Below are 23,980 nucleotides of genomic sequence, written 5' to 3'. Positions count from 1 at the left end.
CCGTCAGACGAGGGGTTGGTCGAGGAAGTCGCCAAAGGCAGCGAAGAAGCCGTCCAGGTCGTCCCATGGGATCATGTGGCCGGCGTTGTCGACATGCGCGACCTGGATATCCGGCTTGAGTTCGCGTATTTCAGCGATGTCACGGGGCTCGATCACCCCACCTCGCCCGGCCACCATCAGCAATGCCGGCTGGCGCACCGCAGGCAGGTACTGGTGGATATCCACGTTGTGAAAATCATCAAACGCCCGCACGATCGCCGGCTCGTAGCAGGTGTGCAGCCATTCGGCCCGCAGCGCCAGCTGCTCGTCGCTCCAGGTGGCGCAGAATCCGCGCATGTCGTCGCCGCTCATGCCCACAGTGGCCTGGCGGATCGAATCCACATACCACGGCAGCTTGCTCGGGTACGCACGGCGGCCTGGCCCGGACACCGGTGGGTCGACCAGCACCAGCCGCTGCAGCCCCGGCGCTCCCTGGGCAGCCGCACGAATGGCAAAGCGCGCACCCATCGAGTGCCCGACCAGGTGGTAGCTGTGCAGGCCCAGCGCTGCGGCAAAGGCCGGAATGTCCGCTGCACAGGCGTCGGTACCGTAGTCCAGTTCGGGGCCGCTTGAAGACAAGCCGCGCCCGCGCACATCCAGCACGTAGGTGTCGAAGTACAACCCAAGGCGCTCGGCGACGAAGCCCCAGGTGATCGCCGGGCTGGTGATGCCGGGCACCAGGATCAGCGCATGGCCCTTGCCGCCGTAGCGCAGGTAATGCTGGCGGATGCCATTGGCGCAGACGTTGCCGCCGGCGACGAACGTGCTCATGCCGCCTCCCCGCTTTTCAGCGCCTGGCCGTACAGGTCATAGCCATAGACCCAGGCCGGGTCCTCCTGGCTGTAGAGGAAGGTGTTGGCGTTCGATACCGCCTGCACCCGGGATGCCCGCTCCTTGCGATTGGCCTCGTACAGCGCGAACGCGGTGCGGTGGTCGGACAACCCGGTTTCTTGCAGGCAGCGGGTCAGCATGGCCGCATCTTCGATGGCCATGCACGCACCCTGGGCCATGTGTGGCTTCATCGGGTGGCAGGCATCACCCAGCAGCACCAGGCGACCACGGCTCCACAGCGGCAGCGGGTTGCGGTTGCGCAGCGGCCATTTGGTGATCGATTCGGTGGCGTCGATCAGCTTTTGCACGGTGGGGTGGTAACCCTCGAAGGCAGCGCGCATTTCCTCCTGGCTGCTGTCGACGTACGCCCCCTGGAAGTCCCAAGCCGCGTGCGGTACGCCGGTGACGAAGTAGTACTCGTCGCGCTTGCCGGTGGTGTAGTAGACCATCATGTGGCGGTCTTCGGACCACCACTTGACGCAGGGCTCGAACACATCGGCATGCTGCGCCAGGTTTACCCCGCGGATCAGCGCACGGTGGGCGACCCAACCGCTGTAGATCGGCGCTTCAGCGCCCAGCAGCTCTTCACGAATCCTGGAGTGGATGCCGTCGGCACCGATGACGATGTCGGCCACGGTGTGGGTGCCGTCGGCGAAGTCCAGGCGCACCTGTTCGCCTTCGTCGACGATCTTTTGCAGGCGCTTGCCAAAGTGCACGGTACCCGGCTTGATCGCCTCGATCTGCAGGGCGTGCAGGTCGCCACGGTGGATGGTGATATAGGCCGCGCCATACTCGCGGCGGGCAAACTCGCCCAGCGGGATGCGCGCCAGGTAATCACCGCTATTGCCATCGCGGCTGAACCAGAAGTCCGGGTGCGAGCCCATCAGTTCCAGCTTCTGCTCCAGCCCCATGCGGCGGAAGATCTTCATCACGTTAGGGCCGATATGGATGCCCGCCCCCAGGCGGGTGAACTCCGGCGCCTGCTCGAACACCTCGACATCGAACCCGGCCTGCTGCAGCAACGTGGCGGCGGCCGCCCCACCCAGCCCCGCACCGACGATTGCGATTTTCTGCCTACCACGCATGGGTATCTCCTCTTGTTCTGATATGTGGCCAGCGGTTCGACCGCCTGACGATTTAGAGCGTATACGCTGTAAATGAACTTTGGATAGAGGCCCGGCAAAATATTTTTCAAACACCTGAGCGAAAACCAATACAGGCCACCTGTTACCGCAAACATTGGTTATTTGTGTGAATAGGTAACGTTTGATAGATAACTTGCGCTCGCCGTCCGGATGCGCTTTCATCTGCAAAAGTAGGGTGTACACACTATTATTTTGCACCGAGATGAAGCGCCAGGCACTGCCATGGTGCACCCCTGTCAACGCCACCCAGGAGAACCCCGATGCCGGTGAGCAATGCACAACTGACCCAGATGTTCGAGCACGTACTGAAGCTGTCCCGCGTGGACGAGACGCAGAGCGTGGCCGTACTCAAGAGCCACTACTCCGACCCGCGCACGGTCAACGCCGCGATGGAGGCCGCGCAGCGCCTGAAGGCCAAGGTGTATGCGGTAGAGCTGCCGGCGTTCAACCACCCGACCGCCATGGGTAACGACATGACTGCCTACTGCGGCGACACCGCACTGACCGGCAACCTGGCGGCGCAGCGGGCGCTGGAAGCAGCCGACCTGGTCGTCGATACCATGATGCTGCTGCACTCGCCCGAGCAGGAGCAGATCCTCAAGACCGGCACGCGCATCCTCCTGGCCGTGGAGCCACCTGAAGTGCTGGCGCGCATGCTGCCGAGCGAAGACGACAAACGCCGGGTGCTGGCCGCCGAAACCTTGCTGAAGCAGGCGCGCAGCATGCATGTGCGGTCCAAGGCCGGCAGCGACTTCCACGCCCCGCTCGGCCAGTACCCGGCCGTGACCGAGTACGGCTATGCCGACGAACCGGGGCGCTGGGACCACTGGCCCAGCGGTTTTCTGTTCACTTGGCCGAACGAGGACAGTGCCGAGGGCACGCTGGTGCTGGACGTGGGCGACATCATCCTGCCGTTCAAGAACTACTGCCGCGAGCGCATCACCCTGGAGATTGAAAAAGGCTTTATCACCGGCATCCACGGCGGCTTCGAGGCCGAGTACCTGCGCGACTACATGAAGTACTTCAACGACCCCGAGGTCTACGGCATCTCACACATCGGCTGGGGCCTGCAGCCGCGCGCGCAGTGGACGGCCATGGGCTTGCACGACCGCAACGACGGCATGTGCATGGACGCCCGCGCGTTCTACGGCAACTTCCTGTTCTCCACCGGCCCGAACACCGAGGTCGGCGGCAAGCGCAAGACCCCCTGCCACCTGGACATCCCGCTGCGCAACTGCGATATCTACCTGGATGACAAGGCCGTGGTGCTGGCCGGCGACGTGGTCGCACCAGAGGAATCGCGGGCGCGATAGTGGTTATACTGGCCGGGCGCTCCGCTATTGGCGGCCGGCCAGCACCTTTCCACCCAGCCCAAGCCATCCCATGCCAAAGAAAACCACCCCTAGCAGCGCCCCGCTCGACACCGCCCCCTATGACGTCACCGAACAGGTCGGCCACCTGCTGCGCAAGGCTTACCAACGGCACACGGCAATCTTCCAGCAGCAGGCCTGCGACCCGCAGCTTACCTCGATCCAGTTCGTTACCCTGTGTGCCCTGCGCGACCACGGCCCCAGCTCCCAGGCCGAACTGATCAAGGCCACCGCTGTGGACCAGGCAACCATCCGCGGCATCGTCGAGCGCCTGAAAACCCGCGAGCTGGTGCAGCTGTCACCAGACCCGGGCGACCGGCGCAAGGTCATTGTCGAACTCACCGACAGCGGCGCGGCATTGCTCGACGCAATGATCCCCTGCGCCCGGCAGATCAGCGAATTGAGCATGGGCAGCCTGAATGCCGGCGAACGCGTGGCTATTTTGTACCTCCTGCGCAAGATGATCGACAGCGACGAGAACCTGGGCTGAAATTTGTTGTAACTGCCGCGCTTGCCGTCACAGATGCGCGGCCTTCGAGATCGAGCGCCGCGCGGGCGGCGCTCGATTTCCCAGGCGCCGACAATCTTCCTCCATACCCACCAACCCCATCACAGCCCTTTGCAGATTCATCTCTGGCCTGCTTCTTGCTCACTCATTTCATGTAGTGAGTACTTACCGAAACTCTCGCGTCATGTGAGTCCTTTGGTAGCGCAAGCAACCTCCAGAGATGAGCCAACAATGCAAACAACCATCTCCCTGCGGGTCAACGGCCAGCCTGTCGAAGTCAGCGCCATGCCCGACACCCCGCTGCTGCTGATCCTGCGCAACGACCTGTGCCTGAACGGCCCCAAATACGGCTGCGGCCTGGGCGAATGCGGGGCGTGCACGGTGATCATCGACGGCGTGGCCGCACGCTCGTGCGTCATCCCCCTGGCCGGCGCTGCCGGCCGCGACATCACCACCCTCGAAGGGCTGGGCAGCAAGGCTGCACCACACCCGGTGCAACAGGCGTTCATCGACGAACAGGCAGCCCAGTGCGGCTACTGCATGAACGGCATGATCATGACCACCAAGGCCCTGCTCGACCGTATTCCCGACCCCAGCGACGCACAGATTCGCCAGGAACTGTCCGGCAACCTGTGCCGTTGCGGTACACACGTCGAAATCCTGCGCGCCGTGCGCCGCGCCGCCGAGACCCGGAGAAAAGCATGAACCACTCACAACAGGTGCCCAGCCGCGACCAGCTGCTGGCCAAGACTGGCGTGTTGCTGATCGTCGACCAGATCACCCCACCCTCGGGGCCCGTGGCCAAGGGTGTGACGCCTGTGGTCAAGGCGCGCGAGCTGGCGTTGTTCATCGCTGTCAGCGACGACGGCATGGTCTACGCCTTCAACGGCCACGTCGACCTGGGCACCGGCATCCGCACCTCGCTGGCGCAAATCGTCGCCGAAGAGCTGGACCTGCGCATGGACCAGGTACACATGGTGCTGGGCGATACCGAGCGAGCCCCCAACCAGGGCGCGACCATCGCCAGCGCCACCCTGCAGATTTCCGCCGTGCCCCTGCGCAAGGCAGCCGCCACCGCGCGTCGCCATCTGTTGCAACAGGCCGCGCAACGCCTTGGCTGCGCGCCCGAAGTGCTGCGCATCGAAGACGGCGCGATCATCGCCAGCAACGGCAGCACGCTGAGTTTTGCCGAACTGGTCCAGGGCGAAAACCACCAGCTGCCCATTGCCGACGATGCCCCGCTCAAGGCCATCGACGACTACCGCCTGGTCGGCCGCAGCGCTGCACGGGTAGACATCCCCGGCAAGGCCACCGGCGAGTTGACCTATGTGCATGACATGCGCCTGCCCGACATGCTTCACGGCCGGGTGATCCGCCCGCCCTACGCCGGTCATGACAGCGGCGACTTCGTCGGCAACAGCCTGCTGGCGGTAGATGAATCGTCCATCGCCCATTTGCCCGGCGTGGTGGCCGTGGTCGTCATCCGCGACTTTGTCGGCGTGGTGGCCGAGCGCGAAGAACAAGCGATCCGCGCGGCCCAGGCGCTGAAAATCAGCTGGAAGCCATTCACAGGCAAGCTGCCCGACCTCAGCGATGTCGCCCAGGCCATCCGCGACAACCCGCGGGTACAGCGCACTGTGCTGGACCAGGGCGATGTCGACGGCGGCATCGCCAATGCCACCCAGCGCCTGAGCCGCAGCTACCTGTGGCCGTACCAGCTGCACGCATCGATCGGCCCATCGTGCGCGCTGGCCGATTTCACCGATGGGCCAATCCGCGTGTGGTCCGGCACGCAGAACCCGCACCTGCTGCGCGCCGACCTCGCCTGGCTGCTGGAGTGCACAGAGGAGCGCATCGAGATCATTCGCATGGAGGCCGCCGGTTGCTACGGCCGCAACTGTGCCGATGACGTGTGCGCCGATGCGGTGCTGCTATCGCGCGCGGTACAGCGCCCTGTGCGGGTGCAGCTGACCCGCGAGCAGGAGCATGTGTGGGAGCCCAAGGGCACCGCGCAGCTGATGGAAATCGACGGTGGCCTGAACGCCGACGGCAGCGTGGCCGCCTACGACTTCCAGACCAGCTACCCGTCCAATGGCGCACCTACCCTGGCCCTGCTGCTGACCGGCGCCGTGGAGCCGGTGCCGGCCCTGTTCGAGATGGGCGACCGCACTTCGATACCGCCCTATGACTACGAACACATGCGCGTCACCATCAACGACATGACGCCACTGGTACGTGCCTCGTGGATGCGTGGTGTGTCGGCCATGCCCAACAGCTTCGCCCATGAGTCGTACATCGATGAGCTGGCCTTTGCCGCCGGCGTCGACCCGGTCGAATACCGCCTCAGGCACCTGTCCGACCCGCGCGCCATCGACCTGGTCAAGGCCACTGCCGAACGCGCCGAATGGCAGCCGCATACCCGGCCCATGCAGGCGCAGGCCGAAGGCGATGTGCTACGCGGCAGGGGCTTTGCCTATGCACGCTACATCCACAGCAAGTTCCCCGGTTTCGGCGCGGCCTGGGCGGCATGGGTGGCCGACGTCGCGGTGGACCGGCGCACCGGTGAAGTGGCCGTCACCCGCGTGGTGATCGGCCACGATGCCGGGATGATGGTCAACCCCGAGGGCGTACGCCACCAGATCCACGGTAACGTCATCCAGTCCACCAGCCGGGTGCTCAAGGAACAGGTCAGCTTCGAAGAGTCGACCGTGGCCAGCAAGGAATGGGGCGGCTACCCGATCCTGACCTTCCCCGAACTGCCGGCCATCGACGTGATGATGCTGCCGCGTCAGCACGAAGCGCCGATGGGCAGCGGCGAGTCGGCCTCGGTACCGAGCGCGGCGGCCATCGCCAATGCCATTTTCGACGCGACCGGCATTCGCTTTCGCGAGCTGCCGATCACGGCAGAACGGGTACGTGCCGCCCTCGATGGCGAAGGTCAGGGCCCTGAAGCGCCAGCGCAGCCGACATCCAAGCGTTCGAAGTGGTGGTTCGGCTCGCTGGCCGGGGTATTCGGCGCTGCATTGGGTGTACTCGCCACAGCCCTGCCCTGGCGCGCCGAAATCGCCCCGGTCACCCCGCCAGGCGCCGGCAGCTGGAGCGCCGCGATGCTCGAGCGTGGGCGCCAGGTGGCGGCGGCCGGTGACTGCGCCGTGTGCCATACGGTCAGCGGCGGCAAGGTCAACGCAGGCGGGCTGGCGATGGACACACCGTTTGGCACGCTGTACAGCACCAACATCACGCCCGACCCGGAAACCGGCATCGGCCGCTGGTCGTTCGGCGCCTTCGAGCGGGCCATGCGCGAAGGCATCAGCCGCGACGGTCGGCACCTGTACCCGGCGTTTCCCTATACCTCGTTTCGCAACATCAACGACGCCGACATGCAGGCCCTGTATGCCTACCTGATGTCGCAAACCCCGGTACGCCAGCAAGCACCCACCAACCAGATGCGCTTCCCGTTCAACCAGCGGCCACTGATGGCCGGCTGGAATGCGCTGTTTCTGCAACGCGGCGAATACCAGCCCGTCCCGCAGCGCAGTGCCCAGTGGAACCGCGGCGCCTACCTGGTCGACGGCCTGGGCCACTGCACCGCCTGCCACTCGCCGCGCAACCTGATGGGCGCGGAAAAAGGCGGCAGCAGCTACCTGGCCGGCGGCATGGTCGATGGCTGGGAAGCCCCGGCCCTGAATGCGCTGGGCAAATCATCCACGCCGTGGAGCGAAGACGAACTGTTCAACTACCTGAGCACCGGCTTCTCCGAAAAGCACGGTGTGGCGGCCGGCCCCATGGGCCCGGTGGTCAGCGAACTGGCCACGCTGCCAAAGAGTGACGTGCGTGCCATTGCCCACTACCTCGGTTCACTCGACGGCGAGCCGCAGGCAGTGGCCGCCAAGGCCGCGCCCCTGGTGGACACGCAGGTTTCGCTGAGCAACGGCGAGCGGGTATTCAAAGGCGCATGCATAGCCTGCCACAGCGATGGGCTGGGGCCGAAGCTGTTTGGCGTTAGCCCGTCGATGGCGGTCAACAGCAACGTCCACAGCGCCCTGCCGGACAACCTGCTGCGCGTGGTGCTGCACGGCATTGCCACCCCGGCCACCCGTGACCTGGGCTACATGCCCGGCTTCAAGGACAGCCTGTCGGACCGCCAGGTCGCCGACCTGGCAGCTTACCTGCGCCAGCGCTTCGCTGCCGACAAGCCGGCCTGGCAAGGGCTGGCGGCAAAGGCCGCGCAGGTGCGCGCCAACCCCGGCAACCACTGAGTTTCAGCGGCGCAGGCCGCGCAGGGCAAGGTCGCTGATAAACACCAGCCAGTCGGCCTTGGCCTGCTTGTCGGCCAGGTCTACGGCCAGAAACGAGCTGAGGGTATGCCGGTTGGAATTATAGAAATAGCAGAGCGAGGCAATCATCAGGTAGGCGTGGGTGATGTCGATGTCGTCGCGGAACAGGCCCTTGGCCTGGCCTGCTTCAATGATCGGCCGCAGCACGCCCACCGCTTCGCCGGACAGCGCCTTGAGGTTCTGCGACTTGCGCGCGTGCTGGCCCTGGTGAAGGTTTTCGGTGGCGAGGATGGTGACGAATTCGGGGTGGCGCACGTAGTAGTCCCAGATGAAAGCCACCAGCTCACGCAGGGCCTGTTCCGGGTCGCCGAGGTCGATGCGCAGCTTGGCTTCGGCCTGGTTGAAGCTGGCATAGATGTGCTCCAGCACGCTGATGAACAGCTTTTCCTTGCTGCCAAAGTAGTAATAGATCATCCGGTCGTTGGACTTGGCCAGCGTGGAGATCTGCTCGATGCGCCCACCGGTGAAGCCTTCCTTGCTGAAGACCTTCACCGCAGCCTTGAGAATGTTGTCCCGGGTGCGGTCGGCCTGTTGGGCGCGAACACCGGTTTTGCGAGTTTGCATGTCGGTCCCTGTGGGGCTGGCCAGATGCCCAACACTGCCACAGACATTGAGCCATTGCGCGGCTTTTTCGGCTGGGCTGACACGATAAACGCGGGGGAGCTGAACACACGACAAGGCACGGCAATGGGCCAGCGCCGGGGATACGGTGTGGCGGTGCACCGTGCTGCCACCTACGGCTCGGCACCCCGTTCGTCTTGGGTGATGCTTCGCTGGGCGCGTGTCAGGCAGTTGACCAGGTGCAGCCGCATGGCAGCACGGGCAGCACCGGCATCCTTGCGGGTGATCGCGGCATGCACTTGCTCGCGCTCCAGCGCCTCCAGTGCCCGCTGCTGGGCATCGCCCCCGGGCACGGCTTGCTGGGCCGCAGCCAACAAGGTACGCCCGAGATGGGTCATGGTGTCGATGAAAAAGCTGTTGCCCGTGCATCGGGCTATGCGCAGGTGAAACTCGAAGTCGGTTCGCATGCAGGGCGCTGACTGCGTATCAACGGCCTCATCCAGCGCCGCCCGCATGGCAGCCAGTTGCCCTGCGGTAGCACGCTGGGCAGCAATGGCAGCCGCCTCGACCTCCAGGCAAAGCCGCAGCTCGATGATCGCCACCTCGTTGTAAGCATCGCCCATTCCAGGGCTGGTACTCTGGAAGTCACCTGCCGGGATGGCGTCTACAACGAAGGTGCCGATACCACGGCGGGTTTCGACCAGGCCTTCGGCCTGCAACCGAGAAATGGCTTCACGCACCACGGTACGGCTTACGCCTCGCGCTTTGGTCACAGCTTCTTCGGTGGGCAATTTGCTACCCGCTGGCAATTCACCCGAGCGAATCTGCTGCGACAGGTCATGCACCAGTTGCTGGGCGAGATTCAGGCGTTTTTCCGGGGGGGCAGAAGCCATTGGGCGAACCTTTGCTAAGCGGAAGATCCCGGAGTATACCCGCTGCCCAGGGCCAAAACGCACTATACTGGCTGCTGCCAACACAAGAGCACAGCAATGCCGAACCCTGCCGCCAGCCCCCCTCAACAGCCCCGCCGCCTGGCCGAAGCACTGGTCGAGCGCTTTGCCGAACGCATGCGCGAGGGCACGCTCAAGCGGGGTGACAAGCTGCCGACCGAAGCCACACTGATCGAAACCGAAGGTGTCAGCCGCTCGGTAGTACGCGAAGCGTTGTCGCGCATGCAGGCAGCGGGCCTGGTCGAGACCCGCCACGGTGTGGGCACCTTCGTGCTGGACATGCCGGCGCCGGAGAGCTTCAACGTGGGGCCCGCAACCATCAGCCTGTTGTCCGATGTGCTCGACCTGCTGGAATACCGCCTCAGCCTTGAAGTGCAAGCCGCCGGCATGGCCGCCGAACGGGCCACGCCGCAAGCGCTGGAAGAACTGCATCAAGCACTTGAAGCCTTGATGCAGGGCCCGGAAAAATCCGGCAGCACGACAAACGCCGATTTCCAGTTCCACCTGAAAATTGCCAAGGCCGCAGGCAACCAGTACCTGATCGATATCATGAAGCATCTGGGCACCAAGATGATCCCCCGCACGCGCATGAACTCTGCCTACACCGGCCAAAGCAACCGCAGCACCTACCTGGCCGGTATCAACGCCGAACATCAGCAGATCTACGATGCCATCGCCAGCCGCCAGGTTGATGCGGCGCGCGCTGCCATGTACCTGCACCTGAGCAACAGCCGTACGCGCCTGCGTGAGGCGCAACGGCTACAGGCTTTTTACAGCGAGGCCTGAAGCTAAGGCGCAGGCTCCACATCCGTGAAGGCCAGCCCTTGGCTGCCCTGTACTTGCCAAGGGTTGGCGCCCCCGGTGTGGGTGAAGCGAAGCCCGACGAAGCGCGAATCTTTCAGGCCATCGATCTTGACCGGGGCCGGCCCGCTGAAACGTACACGCTCGAACACCAGCCCCTGATGCCAGGCGCCATGGCTGCTATCGCCCTTCACCTCGATGGCAGCGGTGCTGGCGTTTTCCACGCTCACGTCGCTGACCGTGATATCCCGAAACTGCCCCGCCACCGTCGAGCGCTTGTAGTCGAGCTTGGCATTCGGGTCGTTGTAATCCAGGGTGAAGATGAAGGCCTGTTTTGCGGTATTGCGAATGGCTGAATCACGGAAGGTCACGTGGCGTGCGCCACCGCCCATGAAGTTGGTGCTTTTCATGCGCAGCCCGGCATCGGTGCCATCCGAGACGTTGTCCTCGGCCAGGATGTTCTGAATCCACGCGCCGGTGTGGCTGCCCGCCACGATCATTCCATGGCCTTTGCGGAAATAGTTGTTGAAGATCCAGGCATCTTCCTGCGGCTTTTGGTGGACCGCACCCGCACCGGTGCCAGCGGCGAAGTTGACGCAGTCGTCACCGGTGTCGAAGAAGTTGTTGAACACCAGCGCGCCGCGGCTGTTGGCAAACTCGATACCGTCGCCGTTGTTGGCGTCGTAGGTACGGTGCGTAGTGTTAGCCAGCACCACATTCTGCGTTTCCAGGTTCATGATGCCGTGATAGGCCGGGTTGACCACCGTGAAGCCGCCATAGAACACGTTAGTCACATTGCGCAGGGTAATCAGCGACGAGCGCATCTGGCCGTAGGCGTCCTTGACATTCATGCCCTCGGCAACCGCCCGCTCTACTTGCGCCTTGGCCAGCACGCCGTCGTGCATGTAGCGGGTGTTGTCGCTGGGCAGGTAGAAGGGCAAGGCTTGCCCGCGCTCGTCGAGCACATCCGGGTTACGCTTCCAGCCATTGCCGTCGATCGTGCCCTTGCCAACGATGCGGATGTTCTCGAAGGCCTGATGCGCCTGCGGGTCGCGCGGCAACGCGTTGATCAGCGAGGCCGGGCGCACGGTGGTGGAATACGGGTACTGGATATAGCCTTCGCGCGGGTAGTCCTCGGCACGCTCGGAGCCCAACAGGGTAGCGCCCTCGGCGATTTCCAGGGTCATGTTGCTCTTGAGGTAGAGCGCCCCGCTCTTGTACGTGCCGGCAGGCAGCAGCACCTTGCAGCCCTTGCTGCAAGCGTCGATGGCACGCTGGATGGCGGCCGTGTCGAGCGCCTTGCCATCACCCTTGGCACCGTACTGCTGCACGTCAAACAGTGCCGGGACGGCCGTGGTTCGCTGCACCACCACAGGGCTGTCGGCCGACTCCTTGCCGTTGCGATCGACCGAACGCACGGTGAAGCGGTATTCAGTATCGGGCGCAAGCCCTTGGGCAGTGAAGCTGTGAATGGCGATGCGGTGATGGAAGTTCTGCGTGTCCTGCTGGTAGAAGTGGTCTATGTAAGGCTTGGCCGGTGAGACCTGGTCGTTGTTGGCGTTGCTGCCACCGAGCAGCTTGCCATTGCCATAGACATGGTAATCGACGATCTCGGCGTGGTCGGCCGGCTTCTCCCAGACCAGGATGATCTGTTGCTCATCGTAGGCCAGCGTCGGCACCTGGAGTTTGGCGGGCGCGTCCAGCGCCCAGAGCGGCAGGCTGCAGCCCATGGCCAGGGCACTCAGCAGTGCACCCGCCAGTGGGTGTTTGCGTGCAGCGACAGCAGGGTGTGCATACGGCATGGTTTTTATCTTCCTTGTTTTTGCCATTGATAACGCCACGCTTGAGCGGCCCAGCCGCGTGGCTCAGGCCGTCAACGCGGCTTGCTCGAGGTACTGGCTGCGGTTGACGAAGGTCTCCCGGGCCATTTCCCTCACATCCATTGATAGTGCCTCGACCTCGGGCAGCAGGCCGACCAGCGCCGCCACCCCCGCCGAGGCGAGGCTGCGCCGCTGCTCGGCGCTGCGCCCGGCGAACAGGTACAGCGCGACATGCACGAAATCATCCTGCCCGGCGCCGCAGCGGCAATGGCTGAAGGTGTTCAGCCGCGCCTTGATGTCGCCGGGCTTGAACAGCCCGCTGGCATCGATGGCGTCGTGCACGGCGGCCAGCAGCGTCTGCTCGCCAACCCGCTCAGCCAAGCTGGCCGGGCAATCGATAATGCAATGAGGCATGGTGGATTCCTTGATCGGCAGCCCTGTGCGCCCTGCCCCGCAGGCTCAGGCGCAAGGCTTGGGAGGGGTTCAGGCAGAGGCGGCGCGCGGCGATTCGGCGCTGAAGTCGCGGCTGGCCTGGACCAGCATGCGGGTGTAGTCATGACGGGCGAGGTCCTGGCTCAACGCTTGGCTGTCGAGGCGCTCGACGATGCGCCCTTGCTGCATCACCGCGACCTTGTCGCACAGGTGGCTGACCACCCCCAGGTCGTGGGTCACCATCAGGTAGGTGAGCTTCTCGCGCTGGCGCAGGTCTGCCAGCAGGTTGAGGATCTCCGCCTGCACCGAGACATCCAGCGCCGAAGTGGGCTCATCCAGCAGTAACACACGCGGCTCGAGGATCAGCGCGCGGGCAATCGCCACACGCTGGCGCTGCCCGCCCGACAACTGGTGCGGATAGCGGTAGCGGAAGCTGTCATTGAGGCCGACCTTGACCAGAATGTCGTTGATCCGGTCGTCGCGATCAGCCATGCCGTGAATGGTCAGCGGCTCGCGCAAGGCGGTGTCGATGGTGTGCCGCGGGTGCAACGAGCCGTAGGGGTCCTGGAAGACCATCTGCACCTTGCGAAAGTGCTCCTTGGGCAGCTTGTGCTGCAACGCACCGCCGGCAATGCTCAGCGCCCCGCTCCAGTGCCGGTACTGGCCGGCCAGGCAGCGCAGCACGGTGGTCTTGCCGGAGCCCGACTCACCGACCAGGCCGAACGACTCGCCGTCCTCGACGGTCAGGTCGACGTCGTGCAGCACCTGGTTGAGGGTGGCGCCAACGCCGAAGCTCAGGTTCAGCGATTGTGCTTGGATCATGGACATGTCAGTTACCTCAGCAGGTGAGCCAGAGCGGGTCGCGTTGCAGTACCGGCAAGCGCGGGCGGCGGTTGTCCATGCTCGGCAAGGCCGCCAGCAGGCCACGGGTATAAGGGTGTTCGGCATACTGCAGGTCGCACGCGGCGAGCGACTCGACCACCCGCCCGGCGTACATCACCAACACCCGGTCACAGTAGTTGCGCACCAGGTTGAGGTCGTGGCTGACGAAGATCAGCCCCATCTGCTGCTCGACCACCAGCTCTTCGAGCACGTTGAGCACCTGCTGGCGCACCGACACGTCGAGTGCCGAGGTCGGCTCGTCGGCGATGATCACCTCCGGGTTGGTGATGACCATCATGGCGATCATGATGCGCTGGCCCATGCCGCCGCTGACTTCATGCGGGTACAGGTTGTAGACGCGTTTCGGGTCGCGGATATGGACCTTTTCCAGCATCAGCATGACCCGCTCGCGTGCCTCGCTGCGGCTGGCCTTGTGGTGCGCCAGGTACGCCTCGGCGATCTGGTCGCCAACCTTGACCACCGGGTTGAGCGAGTACTTGGGGTCTTGCATGATCATCGAGATGCGCTGGCCACGGATCTTCTGCATGGCCTTTTCGCTGGCGCTGAGCAGGTCGACATCGCCGAACTGCAGGGCCTTGGCGGTGATCTGCGTGCTGCCGGGGTGCAGCTTGAGCAAGCTGCGCCCGACCGTCGACTTGCCCGAGCCGGACTCGCCGACGATGGCCAGTTTTTCCCGGCCAAGGGTGAACGACACATCGCGCACCGCGTGCATTTCTGTCTTGCCGTTGACGAAGCGTACGTTGAGCGCTTCGACGTTGAGTTTGAGCGACGACATAAAGCCTCCAGTTACTCGCTACGCGGGTCGAGAATGTCCCGCAGGCCATCGCCCAGCAGGTTGAACGCCAGGCTCACCAGCATGATCGCCGCACCCGGTACCGCCACCAGCCACCAGCATTCGAGCATGTAGCGTCGACCGGTGGAGATCATCGCGCCCCACTCCGGCAGCGGCGCCTGTGCGCCAAGGCCGAGGAAGCCCAGCGCCGCAGCGGTGAGGATGATCCCGGCCATGTTCATGGTCAGGCGGATGATCACCGACGACAGGCACATCGGCACGATGTGACGCAGGATGATGCGCGTCGACGAGGCGCCCTGCAGCTCGACCGCGACAACGAAGTCAGCCTTGCGCAGCGACAGGGTTTCAGCCCTTGCCAGCCGTGCGATCGGTGGCCACGAGGTCAGCGCGATGGCGACCACGGCATGCTCCAGGCCAGGGCCAAGGGCAGCGATGAACGCCAGTGCCAGGACCAGGCTGGGGAACGAGATGAAGATGTCGGTGATGCGCATGAACACCGTGTCGACGATGCCACCGTAGTAGCCCGACACAGTGCCGATGAACAGCCCGATCGGTCCGACGATAACGGTCACCAGGGTAATGATGTAGAGGGTGATGCGTGAGCCGTAGACCAACCGGCTGAAGATGTCGCGGCCGTATTCGTCGGTGCCGAACCAGTGCGCGGCACCAGGGGCCTGCAGGGCGTTGGCGAGGTTCTGCACCACCGGGTCATGGGTGGCGATCCACGGGGCAAAGGTGGCGACCACGATCAGCAGCACGGCCACCAGCAGCCCGGCCAGGGTCATGGGGTTGCGCAACAGGTGGCGCAGCACCCGCAGGCTGCTTTTGTAAAAGGCGTCGAGGCTGGAAGCCGGCGTGGTGTCGGCCTGCGGCTTGGCGCTTGCTTGGGTAGAAGACATGTTGGCAATCATCGGCATGTTCTCGGTGTGAAATCATGGCCGCCCGGAGCGCCCACAGGCGCCCCCGGACAGGTTCAGCGTTGCTTGTAGACGCCCAGGTAACGGGTCGCCTCGGCGTCATCGCCGGTAAAGCCCTTGACGTCCACCGCGCTCACCGCGGTGTCGGTCATCTGCGAGAGCATCATGATCGGCCCGACCTGCTGGTCGTAGCGCTGCTGGGCCTGGTGGTACAGGCTCACGCGCTTGGCGGCGTCACGCTCGATGCCCGCCTGGTCGATCAGCGCATTGAGCTGTTGATCGAAGAACGACGCGCGCCAGCCCTGGAAGTTGGGCAGGCCCGCGCTGTCGCTGTTGTCCGGGTTGTAGACAAAGGTGCGCAGGCTGAAGTACGGGTGCGGGTAGCGCTCGGCACCGCGCGCCACGATCATTTCGAAGTTGCGCGCGCGCATCGCGCCATACACCTGGTTGCCGGTGCCGGTGACGATGCTGGCCTTGATCCCGCCTTCGGCGAGCGTCGACTGCATGCGCGCGGCGATGTCGATGAACGGCGGCTCGGACAAGGTCCGGATGGTGGTGGCGAAGCCTTGCGGGTAGCCGGCTTCGGCGAGCAACGCCTTGGCCTTGGCGACATCCATCTTGTAGCCTGGGTCCGGCAGGCGGGCGTCGAGGCCAAGCTGCATCGGCTGCTGGTTGAGCATGCCGTAGTGCGGCATGACCTGCTCGTCGATGCCTTTGTAGTCGATCAGGTTGCGCACCGCTTCGCGGACTTTCTGGTTGGCGAATTCGGGCTGCTTCATGCTCATCGCCACGTAGTACATGGTGCCGCGCTGCAGCGGTTGCACCTGCAGCTTGGGCGAGCGCTCGATGGCCTTGATGTCTGGCGCGGCCATGCCGTAGACCAGGTCGAGGTCACCGCGCTCGAGCATCAGCCGTAGTGATTGCGACTCGGTCATGTGCCGCACCAGCACCCGCTTCATTTTTGCAGGGCCCGCCCAGTAGCCGTCGAAGCGGGTCATCACCAAGGCGTCGTTGGCGCTCCACTTGGTCAGGGTGAACGGGCCGCTGCCGGCCTCGTTGGTGACCAGCCAGGCGGCGCCCAGGTCGCCGTCCTTCTCGTGCTTCAAGGCTTCCTGGCGGTCGACGATGACCGCGCTGGGCGAGATCGCCAGCGAGTCGATCAGCAGCAGCGGGTCGGCGGGCTGCGGCAGCTCGACCACCAGGGTGTGCGGGTCAGTGGCGCGGATCAGCCCCTGAATGTTGTCGACGCTGTAGCCGTAGGCCTTCCAGGTGGTGGCCAGGCCGAAGTTGAGTTTCATCACGCGGTACAGCGACCAGGCCACGTCTTCGGCGGTCAGCGGGTTGCCGGAATGGAACTTGACGTCGCTGCGCAGGTGGAAGGTGACCTGCTTGCCGTCTTCGCTGATCTCCCAGCGTTCGGCCAACTGTGGCAGGTGTTTTTCCGGGTTGCCCTGGTCGCGCTTGACCAGCGTGTCATACAGGTTGGCGTTGACCCCGGAGGCATCCAGGCCCGGGGCGTTGGCCGGGTCGATGGAAAACAGGTTGACCATGCTCATGCCGACGATCAACTGGTCGGCGGGGGTCTTGGCCTGCACGGCGGCCATCGGCCCCAGTGCCAGCATCGCACCCAGCAGGCTCAGGCGCAGGATCGGAAGTACAGTTTTCATGTGGCTGTCCTTGTTTTTATAGTCATGCACTGTGTTCGCGCTGGCCGCGCGGGGCTTAACGGGTCCTTGGGTCGAACACCTTGTACAGGGCGTCGCTGATCAGGTTCAGGGCCACGAAGATCAGCCCGATCACCAGCACACAGCCCATCACCGCGTTCATGTCACCGAGCATCAGGCTGCTGGTCAGGTACTGACCGAAACCGGGCCAGGCAAACACCGTTTCGATCAGTACCGCGCCTTCGAGCAGCGAGCCGTAGGCCAAAGCGACCACCGTCAGCAGCTGCACGAGGATGTTGCGAAACGCATGGCCCCAGACCACCTGGCGGCGCGACAGGCCCTTGACCCGGGCGGTGATGATGTATTCCTGGGACAGCTGTTCGAGCATGAAGCTGCGGGTCATGCGGCTGATGTAGGCGACCGAGTTGAGGCCCAGGATCAGCCCCGGCAGGACGATGTGCCGCAGCGCGCTGGTGAAGGCTTCCCAATCCCCGGCCAGGGCCGTGTCGATCAGCAGCAGGCCGGTGATGTCCGGCACCATGCCGTCGTAGGCGAGGTCGATGCGCCCTGCCCCGCCGGCCCAGCCGAGCCAGGCGTAGAACACCAGCAGGCCCATCATGCCGACCCAGAAGATCGGCGTGGAGTAACCGAACAGGGTGATCACCCGTGCCACATGGTCGCCAAGGCGGCCCTGGTTACTGGCCGCGACCACGCCCAGTGGCAAGCCGATGACGATGCCGAAGAGAATTGCCAGGGTGGCCAACTCGATGGTCGCCGGGAACACCCGCTTGATGTCTTCCAGCACCGGGTGGCCGGTCAGCAGGGCGTTGCCGAAATCACCGTGGAGCAGGTCGTTGAGGTACAGCCCGAACTGCACCCAGATCGGCTGGTCCAGGCCCATCGCCCGGTACACCTGATCGTAGGTGGAGCTGTCGGCGTCCGGCCCGACCACGGCCAGCACCGGGTCCAGCGGCATCACCCGACCAATGAAGAAGGTCAGCGCCAACAGACCGAGCAGGGTCACCAGGACCGTGCTGGCCCGTCGGGCAGTGCCAGACACGCGCGTGCCCAGCACAGAGGCAGTCGAAACTAACATAACAGGCTCCTGAAAATGCGTTCAGCCAACACCGAGGCGTTCGGGGCGCGCACGCCCCGCTCCCGCTCATCGCGACTTGTAGACGTCTTTGTAGCGGGTGGTGGCCGCACTGTGGGTCTGGTAATCCTGAACATCGTGGTAGACCACCACGGTGTCGGTCATCTGCGACACCGGCAGGATCGCCCCGACCTGCGCGTCCAGGGTCTTCTGGATCTGCTGGTACTGGGCCAGTTGCCTGGTCTTGTCAGGCTCGACTTCGGCCTGCTCGATCAGCGCGTTCAGCTCGGGGCTGTAGAACGACGTGCGCCAGCCCTGGAAGTTGCTTAGCTTGGCTTCGTCGCGGTTGTCCGGGTTGTACACCAGGGTCCGCAGGCTCGAATGCGGATGACGCTCGGCCCCGCCACCGCCGCGGCCGACCAGGATGTCGAAGCTGCGTTCGCGCATGGCGCCGTAGATCTGGTTGCCGGTGCCGGTGACGATGGTCGCCTGGATGCCGGCCTGGGCCAGGGTCGCCTGCAGGCTGGAGGCGATATTGATGAATGGCGGCTCGGTGAGCACGCGGATGGTGGTTTTGAAGCCATTCGGGTAACCGGCTTCGGTCAGCAGTTTTTTCGCCTCGGCGACGTTCAGGGTGTAGCCCGGATCGTCCAGCCGTGCCGGCAGGCCGAGCGGCAATGGGCGCTGGTTGAGCTGGCCGTAGTGCGGCATGACGGTCTGGTTGATGCCTTGATAGTCGATCAGCGAACGCACCGCGCGGCGCACGCGAGCGTCATCGTAGGGCTTGTTCTTGACGCTAAGGGCAACGTAGTAGAGTGTCCCGCGCTGCACGGTCTGGGTGCGCACCTTGTCGGACTTCTCCAGGGCCTCGATGTCGGGTGCGGACATGCCCTTGGCCAGGTCCAGGTCACCGCGCTCGACCATCAGGCGCAGCGACTGCGACTCGGTCATGTTGCGCATGACGATGCGCTTGAGCTTGGCCGGGCCACCCCAGTAACCGTCGTAGCGGCTCATCAGGATCACATCGTTGGCGCGCCAGTCATTGAGGATGAACGGGCCGCTGCCGGCGGCGTGGGTGGTCAGCCAGGCGCCGCCCATGTCGTCGCCCTTCTGGTGTTGCTGGACCACTTTGCGGTCGAGGATAAAGGCGCTGGGCGAGGTCGCCAGGGTGTTGAGCACCAACATCGGGTCGGTTGGCCGCGGCAGCTCGAGGACAAAGGTGTGCTCGTCGGCGGCGCGCAGGTACTGGGCGGCGTTGCCGGCGGTGAAGCCGTAAGCCTTCCATGTCGAGGCCAGGGCCAGATTGAGCTTGAGCACGCGCTGCAACGACCAGGCGACGTCTTCGGCAGTCAGCGGGTTGCCCGACTGGAAGGTCACGCCGGGGCGCAGCGTGAAGGTCAGGGTCTTGCGGTCGTCGCTGACCTGCCAGCTTTGCGCCAGGGCCGGTACCAGTTGGTCCGGCTGCTTGACGTCCTGCACCAGCAGCATGTCGTAGAGGTTGGCATTGACCTCGGACACATCCAGGCCGGTGGCGGCGGCCGGGTCGAGCGACAGCAGGTTGATCATGCTCATGCCGACGATCAACTGGTCGGCGGGGGTCTTGGCGAAAGCGGCAGGTACCGACGTCATCGCCAGCGATGCGGCCAGGACCCCCGCCCAGAATTTGGGGAGAACGCTCATGTGAGATAGCCTTTTTATAGTTATTGGACTCTCGGGCGGCACGCACCGAGGCGTGCCGCCATGCACGAATCAGAAGCTCTGCAGCGTGTTGGTCTCGACGTAGTCGAAGTCGATCTCCTCCCCCAGGCCAGGCAGGTCGGAGAGGTGCACGAAGCCGTCTTCATCCATCGGGTCGACCAGGCGCTTGAGGTAGGCCGGTACTTCGTCATAGTTGAGGAACGGGTGCAGCAGGCCGCGCTCGTACCAGGTGCAGTTCTTGATCGCGCCGACCACCGCCAGGTTGGCCGCGCCGTTGCCGTGGATCTCGCAATCCATGCCAAACGCTTCGGCCATGTGCGCGACCTTCAGGCACGGGGCGATACCGCCGACCCCGGCAACGCCGGCACGCAGGATGTCACAGACATCGTTCTTGACCCAACTGGCGCGGCTCAGGTGTTTGCCACCGAGGCTTTCCGGGCCCAGCACGGGGATGTCCAACTGGCCGGCCAGCCACGCGTAGGACTCGGCCGAGTCTTCCATCATCGGCTCTTCGAACCAGGCGAAATTCAGCTTCTCCAGGGCACGGCCGACGGTCAGCGCTTCGGTGCGGCTGTACCAGTGATAGCCGTCGATCATCAGCGCGATGTCCGGGCCGACCGCTTCACGTACGGCGGCGCAGGCCTTGATGTCCATGCTCACGCTCGGGGCGAACGACACCGGCGGCATCCAGGTGTGCAGCTTGATCGCCTTGTAGCCGCGCTTGACCAGGGTCTCGGCGAAGCGGCCGTACTCTTCAGGGGTCGACAGGCCGCCCGGCAGCTCGTCACCGCACATGGTCGAACCGTAAGCCGGGACCTTGTCGCGGTAGCCACCGATGAGCTTGTGCACCGGCACCTTGAGCTTGCGCCCGGCCCAGTCCCACAGGGCCTGTTCGACCAGGGCCAGGGCGCGGTCGGTGAGCTGGCTTGCGCTGCCGCGCTGCCAGTGGGCGAGGTCGTGCCAGATTTTTTCGCGGTCGAAGGCATTGGCGCCGACCAGCACCTTGCGCACGAAGCCATCCAGCACATACGGGCGGATCAGCTCGGGAGCGCCGAAGGCGAAGCCTTCGTTGCCGCACTCAGTCTTGATGCGTAGCAAGGCCATCTTGGCCTGGGTCACGTCGCCCGGATGGGCATGGCCGGCGCTGTCTACAGCGCGGCGCGTGGGGTAGGAAAACACCTGGACGTTTACTGCAGTAATGATCATGGACGTCTGAGCCTTCTTATTGGATTTGTGGCGGGTGAGTCACGCTCTGGAGGCAATCCTACGTCATCATACAACATTTGGAAAGCACCTCTTCAAGCCGACGAAATAGTCGTGAATAGCCTGCTAAACCCCGCCCTGTGATCCCCGTCACAAAGCACATGCAAAGCCATAACTACCGTATTAGAGCCTTCCGCCAATGTGATCAGACAACATTTCAATAATTCGTGGACAGCCCCACAGTCGTACGATAACTTATTTTAAAAATCACGGAGCGCTCACCACCTCACCCACCTTGCTCACACGCCTCATCACGTCCTCAACAAAAACAAAAAAAGAGATCGCATGAACAACACACTTCGCCGCCTTATCGCCGCCAGCACCCTCGGCCTGTCGTTCTACGCCTGCGCGGACTCCGCCAGCATCAACTACCGGCATGGGTACACCGAAGACGACAGCATTCACTCCGACCGGATAAAGCTGAGCTACCGCAAGGACAGCGGCCTGGGGTTTGCCGCAGAAATCAAATACAAGACTGCCGGCGACCGCGAAGACGTCGCCTACGACAACATGGTCAACAACGGCCATGAGTTCACCGTGGACTACAACTACAAGATGAGCCCCAAGTCGACCTGGACCCCCGCCTTCCAGATGGACAGCTCCAAGGACGCAACCACCTACAAGTTCGGCCTGAAGTACAACTACAAGCTCAGCGACACCTGGTACGTCGCCACGCGCGTACGCCACGACGCACGCAGCCTCGACCGCGACCAGATCGACCACAGCAAGGCGGACCGCGCCAAGGACAACCAGAACACCACCCGCCTTGAAGGCTGGCTCGGCTATACCCCCAGCGGCCCGTGGGCATTCGAATACCAGTACATCCACTTCACCACCGACTACATCCGCTACGACAACAAGAAGCGCGACTACGAGCAGAACCTGATCATCAAGTACAAGCTCAACAAACAGTGGGCGCCCTTCATGGAAGTGGGTGACATCAAGGTCAACAGCTATACGGACGATCGCCAGGCCCGTTGGCGCCTGGGTATCCAGTACAACTTCCTGTAAGGGCAACCGCCCGACCATGCCGGTGTCGTTGCACCACGGCACCCTCATGCAGTTTCAGCAAAAGGCATCCAACAATGACCACGACCAACCGCAAACCCCTCAACCGCCTGCTGCTCACCGGCGCCGCCGGCGGGCTCGGGCAAGTGCTTCGCGAAGCACTGCAAGCACACGCCAACATCGTGCGCGTATCAGACATCAGCCCCATGGCAGCGGCTGCAGGCGAGCATGAGCAAGTCATCAACTGCGACCTGGCCGACAAGGCCGGCGTATTGGCCCTGGCCCAGGATGTGGACGCCATCGTGCACCTGGGCGGCATCTCCACCGAGCGTGCCTTCGAAGAGATTCTGCAAGCCAACATCGTCGGTACCTTCCACATCTATGAGGCCGCCCGAAAGCACGGCATCAAGCGCGTGGTGTTCGCCAGCTCGAACCATGTCACCGGCTTTTACCCTCAAGGCGAACAGGTAGATGCGCATTCGCCGCGCCGACCAGACTGCTACTACGGGCTGTCGAAGGCCTACGGCGAAGACCTGGCCACGTTCTACTTCCACCGCTACGGCATCGAAACCGTCAGCCTGCGCATCGGCTCTTCGTTCCCCGAACCACGCAATGTGCGCATGCTGTCCACCTGGCTGAGCTACGGCGACCTGGCACATCTGGTAGAGCGCGCATTGCTTGCCGAAAACGTCGGCCATACCGTGGTGTACGGTGTCTCGGCCAACCGCGACCTCTGGTGGAGCAACCGCCACGCCGCACACCTGGACTTTAATCCGAAGGACAGTGCCGAGCGCTTCCGCCCGGCCCTGGAGCAGCAGCCAAAGCCTGTTACAGATGACCCGACAGCCCACCTGCAAGGTGGCGCCTTCACCGCTGCCGGCCCTTTTGGCGACTAAACCCCTGATGGAGTGCGCAATTCTTCCATGACAGCCGAACTGATTACCGATGCACGCAATGCCACAGGCGAAAGCCCGGTCTGGCACCCGCAGGAAAATGCCTTGTACTGGGTGGATATACCGGCAGGCCGCCTGCACCGCTGGCAACCAGATGGCCAGACCCGACACTGGGCCGCAGACGAAATGCTCGGCTGCATCGTCCGTAGCCAGCAAGGCCACTGGCTTGGGGCCATGGAGAGCGGGGTCTTCCACCTCACCCCCCAGGCTGACGGTCGCCTGGTTGCCGACAAGCGCGCCAGCGTCGAACACGCGAGGCCCGGCATGCGTTTCAATGACGGCCGTTGCGACCGCCAGGGGCGCTTCTGGGCCGGTACGATGCAAACAAATATGGGCGCCGAACCGGTGGGTGCGCTTTACCGATATGACGCGACGGCGGACGCAACGGTAAAGCCAATGCAAGCACGACTGGACAAGCTGATCGTGCCCAACGGCATGGCGTTCAGCCCGGACGGCAAAACACTGTATGTCTCCGACTCGCACCCCAGCGTTCAGCTGATCTGGGCCTTCGACTACGACATCGACAGCGGCACACCGCACAACCGCCGAATATTCGTCGACATGAACCAGCACCCCGGCCGACCGGACGGGGCTGCGGTAGATGCCGAAGGTTGCTACTGGATTTGCGCGATCGATGCCGGCCAGGTACTGCGCTTTACCCCCGAAGGGAAACTGGACCGCGCCCTGCCGCTACCGGTAAAGAAACCGACCATGTGCGCATTCGGCGGCCCGCAGCTGGATACGCTGTTCGTGACGTCGATTCGCCCACAAGGCATCGACCTGAGCGACCAGCCACTGGCCGGCGGCGTGTTCGCGCTCAACCCCGGCGTAAAAGGCTTGGCGGAGCCGATTGCCGGGGGCTGAAGCCTGGGCCGGCAATAGCTGCCACCAAGG

General features: G+C 64.0%; 21 protein-coding genes. 8 read left to right on the top strand and 13 right to left on the bottom strand.

The genetic code is table 11. The features are described from left to right. Nucleotides 1–3: 3 nt before the first annotated feature. Nucleotides 4–810 (bottom strand): N-formylmaleamate deformylase, encoded by an 807-nt coding sequence (nicD, locus tag N805_RS03150; protein WP_028613313.1) that lies wholly within the window; start codon nt 808–810, stop codon nt 4–6. Next, nucleotides 807–1,955, bottom strand: coding sequence for a 6-hydroxynicotinate 3-monooxygenase (gene nicC / locus N805_RS03145; protein WP_028613314.1), 1,149 nt, complete (start codon nt 1,953–1,955; stop codon nt 807–809). Before nicC ends, nicD begins: the two co-directional genes overlap by 4 nt. 320 nt (nt 1,956–2,275) lie before the next feature. Between nicC and N805_RS03140 the strand changes: the two genes are divergently transcribed. The 4 genes from N805_RS03140 to N805_RS03125 all read left to right on the top strand — a co-directional run bounded on the left by N805_RS03140 (nt 2,276) and on the right by N805_RS03125 (nt 8,152). Further along, on the top strand, nt 2,276–3,328 hold the full coding sequence (locus N805_RS03140) for a 2,5-dihydroxypyridine 5,6-dioxygenase (protein ID WP_016498883.1): 1,053 nt from the start codon (nt 2,276–2,278) through the stop codon (nt 3,326–3,328). 70 nt (nt 3,329–3,398) lie between these two features. After that, nucleotides 3,399–3,875, top strand: a complete 477-nt coding sequence (locus N805_RS03135) for a MarR family winged helix-turn-helix transcriptional regulator (RefSeq protein WP_028613315.1) — start codon at nt 3,399–3,401, stop codon at nt 3,873–3,875. Nucleotides 3,876–4,124: 249 nt separating this feature from the next. Next, the gene (locus N805_RS03130) at nt 4,125–4,598 is read left to right on the top strand and encodes a (2Fe-2S)-binding protein (protein ID WP_019473719.1); all 474 of its coding nucleotides are present in this window, start codon (nt 4,125–4,127) and stop codon (nt 4,596–4,598) included. Beyond that, nucleotides 4,595–8,152 (top strand): molybdopterin cofactor-binding domain-containing protein, encoded by a 3,558-nt coding sequence (locus N805_RS03125; protein ID WP_019473720.1) that lies wholly within the window; start codon nt 4,595–4,597, stop codon nt 8,150–8,152. The genes N805_RS03130 and N805_RS03125 overlap by 4 nt, the downstream gene beginning before the upstream one ends. A 3-nt stretch (nt 8,153–8,155) precedes the next feature. Here N805_RS03125 and N805_RS03120 read toward each other — a convergent pair whose 3' ends face one another. Both N805_RS03120 and N805_RS03115 read right to left on the bottom strand, forming a co-directional pair. Further along, nucleotides 8,156–8,794 carry a TetR family transcriptional regulator gene (locus N805_RS03120; RefSeq protein ID WP_016487984.1) on the bottom strand — a complete coding sequence of 213 codons (639 nt, stop codon included), beginning with the start codon at nt 8,792–8,794 and terminating at the stop codon, nt 8,156–8,158. Between the two features lie 170 nt (nt 8,795–8,964). Next, a complete protein-coding gene (locus N805_RS03115) occupies nt 8,965–9,684 on the bottom strand; it encodes a FadR/GntR family transcriptional regulator (protein WP_019473721.1) in 720 nt (239 codons plus the stop codon). Between the two features lie 96 nt (nt 9,685–9,780). On the opposite strand from N805_RS03115, the gene N805_RS03110 reads away from it, so the two are divergent. Beyond that, nucleotides 9,781–10,527: a FadR/GntR family transcriptional regulator gene (locus N805_RS03110; protein ID WP_019473722.1), complete on the top strand. Its 747-nt coding sequence runs from the start codon at nt 9,781–9,783 to the stop codon at nt 10,525–10,527. A 2-nt stretch (nt 10,528–10,529) separates the two neighbouring features. On the opposite strand, the gene N805_RS03105 is transcribed toward N805_RS03110, so the two are convergent. From N805_RS03105 to N805_RS03065, 9 genes are all read right to left on the bottom strand, one after another. Continuing rightward, nucleotides 10,530–12,344, bottom strand: coding sequence for a glycosyl hydrolase family 28 protein (locus tag N805_RS03105; RefSeq protein ID WP_028613316.1), 1,815 nt, complete (start codon nt 12,342–12,344; stop codon nt 10,530–10,532). A 63-nt stretch (nt 12,345–12,407) separates the two neighbouring features. Next, nucleotides 12,408–12,776 (bottom strand): 5-carboxymethyl-2-hydroxymuconate Delta-isomerase, encoded by a 369-nt coding sequence (locus N805_RS03100; protein ID WP_019474015.1) that lies wholly within the window; start codon nt 12,774–12,776, stop codon nt 12,408–12,410. A gap of 69 nt (nt 12,777–12,845) precedes the next feature. After that, nucleotides 12,846–13,622, bottom strand: a complete 777-nt coding sequence (locus tag N805_RS03095; RefSeq protein ID WP_028613317.1) for an ABC transporter ATP-binding protein — start codon at nt 13,620–13,622, stop codon at nt 12,846–12,848. 10 nt (nt 13,623–13,632) lie between these two features. After that, nucleotides 13,633–14,472, bottom strand: coding sequence for an ABC transporter ATP-binding protein (locus N805_RS03090; protein WP_026034521.1), 840 nt, complete (start codon nt 14,470–14,472; stop codon nt 13,633–13,635). Nucleotides 14,473–14,483: 11 nt separating this feature from the next. Further along, a complete protein-coding gene (locus N805_RS03085; RefSeq protein WP_023047280.1) occupies nt 14,484–15,401 on the bottom strand; it encodes an ABC transporter permease in 918 nt (305 codons plus the stop codon). A 62-nt stretch (nt 15,402–15,463) separates the two neighbouring features. Next, nucleotides 15,464–17,074, bottom strand: coding sequence for an ABC transporter substrate-binding protein (locus tag N805_RS03080; RefSeq protein WP_019472024.1), 1,611 nt, complete (start codon nt 17,072–17,074; stop codon nt 15,464–15,466). A gap of 55 nt (nt 17,075–17,129) precedes the next feature. Next, the gene (locus N805_RS03075) at nt 17,130–18,167 is read right to left on the bottom strand and encodes an ABC transporter permease (protein WP_019472023.1); all 1,038 of its coding nucleotides are present in this window, start codon (nt 18,165–18,167) and stop codon (nt 17,130–17,132) included. Nucleotides 18,168–18,233: 66 nt separating this feature from the next. Further along, on the bottom strand, nt 18,234–19,844 hold the full coding sequence (locus N805_RS03070; RefSeq protein WP_019472022.1) for an ABC transporter substrate-binding protein: 1,611 nt from the start codon (nt 19,842–19,844) through the stop codon (nt 18,234–18,236). 69 nt (nt 19,845–19,913) lie between these two features. Next, nucleotides 19,914–21,068, bottom strand: coding sequence for a mandelate racemase family protein (locus tag N805_RS03065; protein WP_019472021.1), 1,155 nt, complete (start codon nt 21,066–21,068; stop codon nt 19,914–19,916). A 342-nt stretch (nt 21,069–21,410) separates the two neighbouring features. Here N805_RS03065 and N805_RS03060 point away from each other — a divergent pair, with 342 nt between their 5' ends. From N805_RS03060 to N805_RS03050, 3 genes are all read left to right on the top strand, one after another. Further along, a complete protein-coding gene (locus N805_RS03060) occupies nt 21,411–22,136 on the top strand; it encodes an oligogalacturonate-specific porin KdgM family protein (protein ID WP_019472020.1) in 726 nt (241 codons plus the stop codon). Nucleotides 22,137–22,210: 74 nt separating this feature from the next. Then, nucleotides 22,211–23,029, top strand: a complete 819-nt coding sequence (locus N805_RS03055; protein ID WP_019472019.1) for an NAD-dependent epimerase/dehydratase family protein — start codon at nt 22,211–22,213, stop codon at nt 23,027–23,029. Between the two features lie 27 nt (nt 23,030–23,056). Further along, nucleotides 23,057–23,950: an SMP-30/gluconolactonase/LRE family protein gene (locus tag N805_RS03050; RefSeq protein WP_019472018.1), complete on the top strand. Its 894-nt coding sequence runs from the start codon at nt 23,057–23,059 to the stop codon at nt 23,948–23,950. The last annotated feature ends 30 nt before the right edge of the window (nt 23,951–23,980 follow it).

The sequence above is a fragment of the Pseudomonas putida S13.1.2 genome, from assembly GCF_000498395.2.
Taxonomy (GTDB): Bacteria; Pseudomonadota; Gammaproteobacteria; order Pseudomonadales; family Pseudomonadaceae; genus Aquipseudomonas; species Aquipseudomonas putida_Q.
The sequence above is the reverse complement of the archived record's forward strand: the minus strand, read 5'-3'. Positions and strand labels throughout refer to the sequence as shown.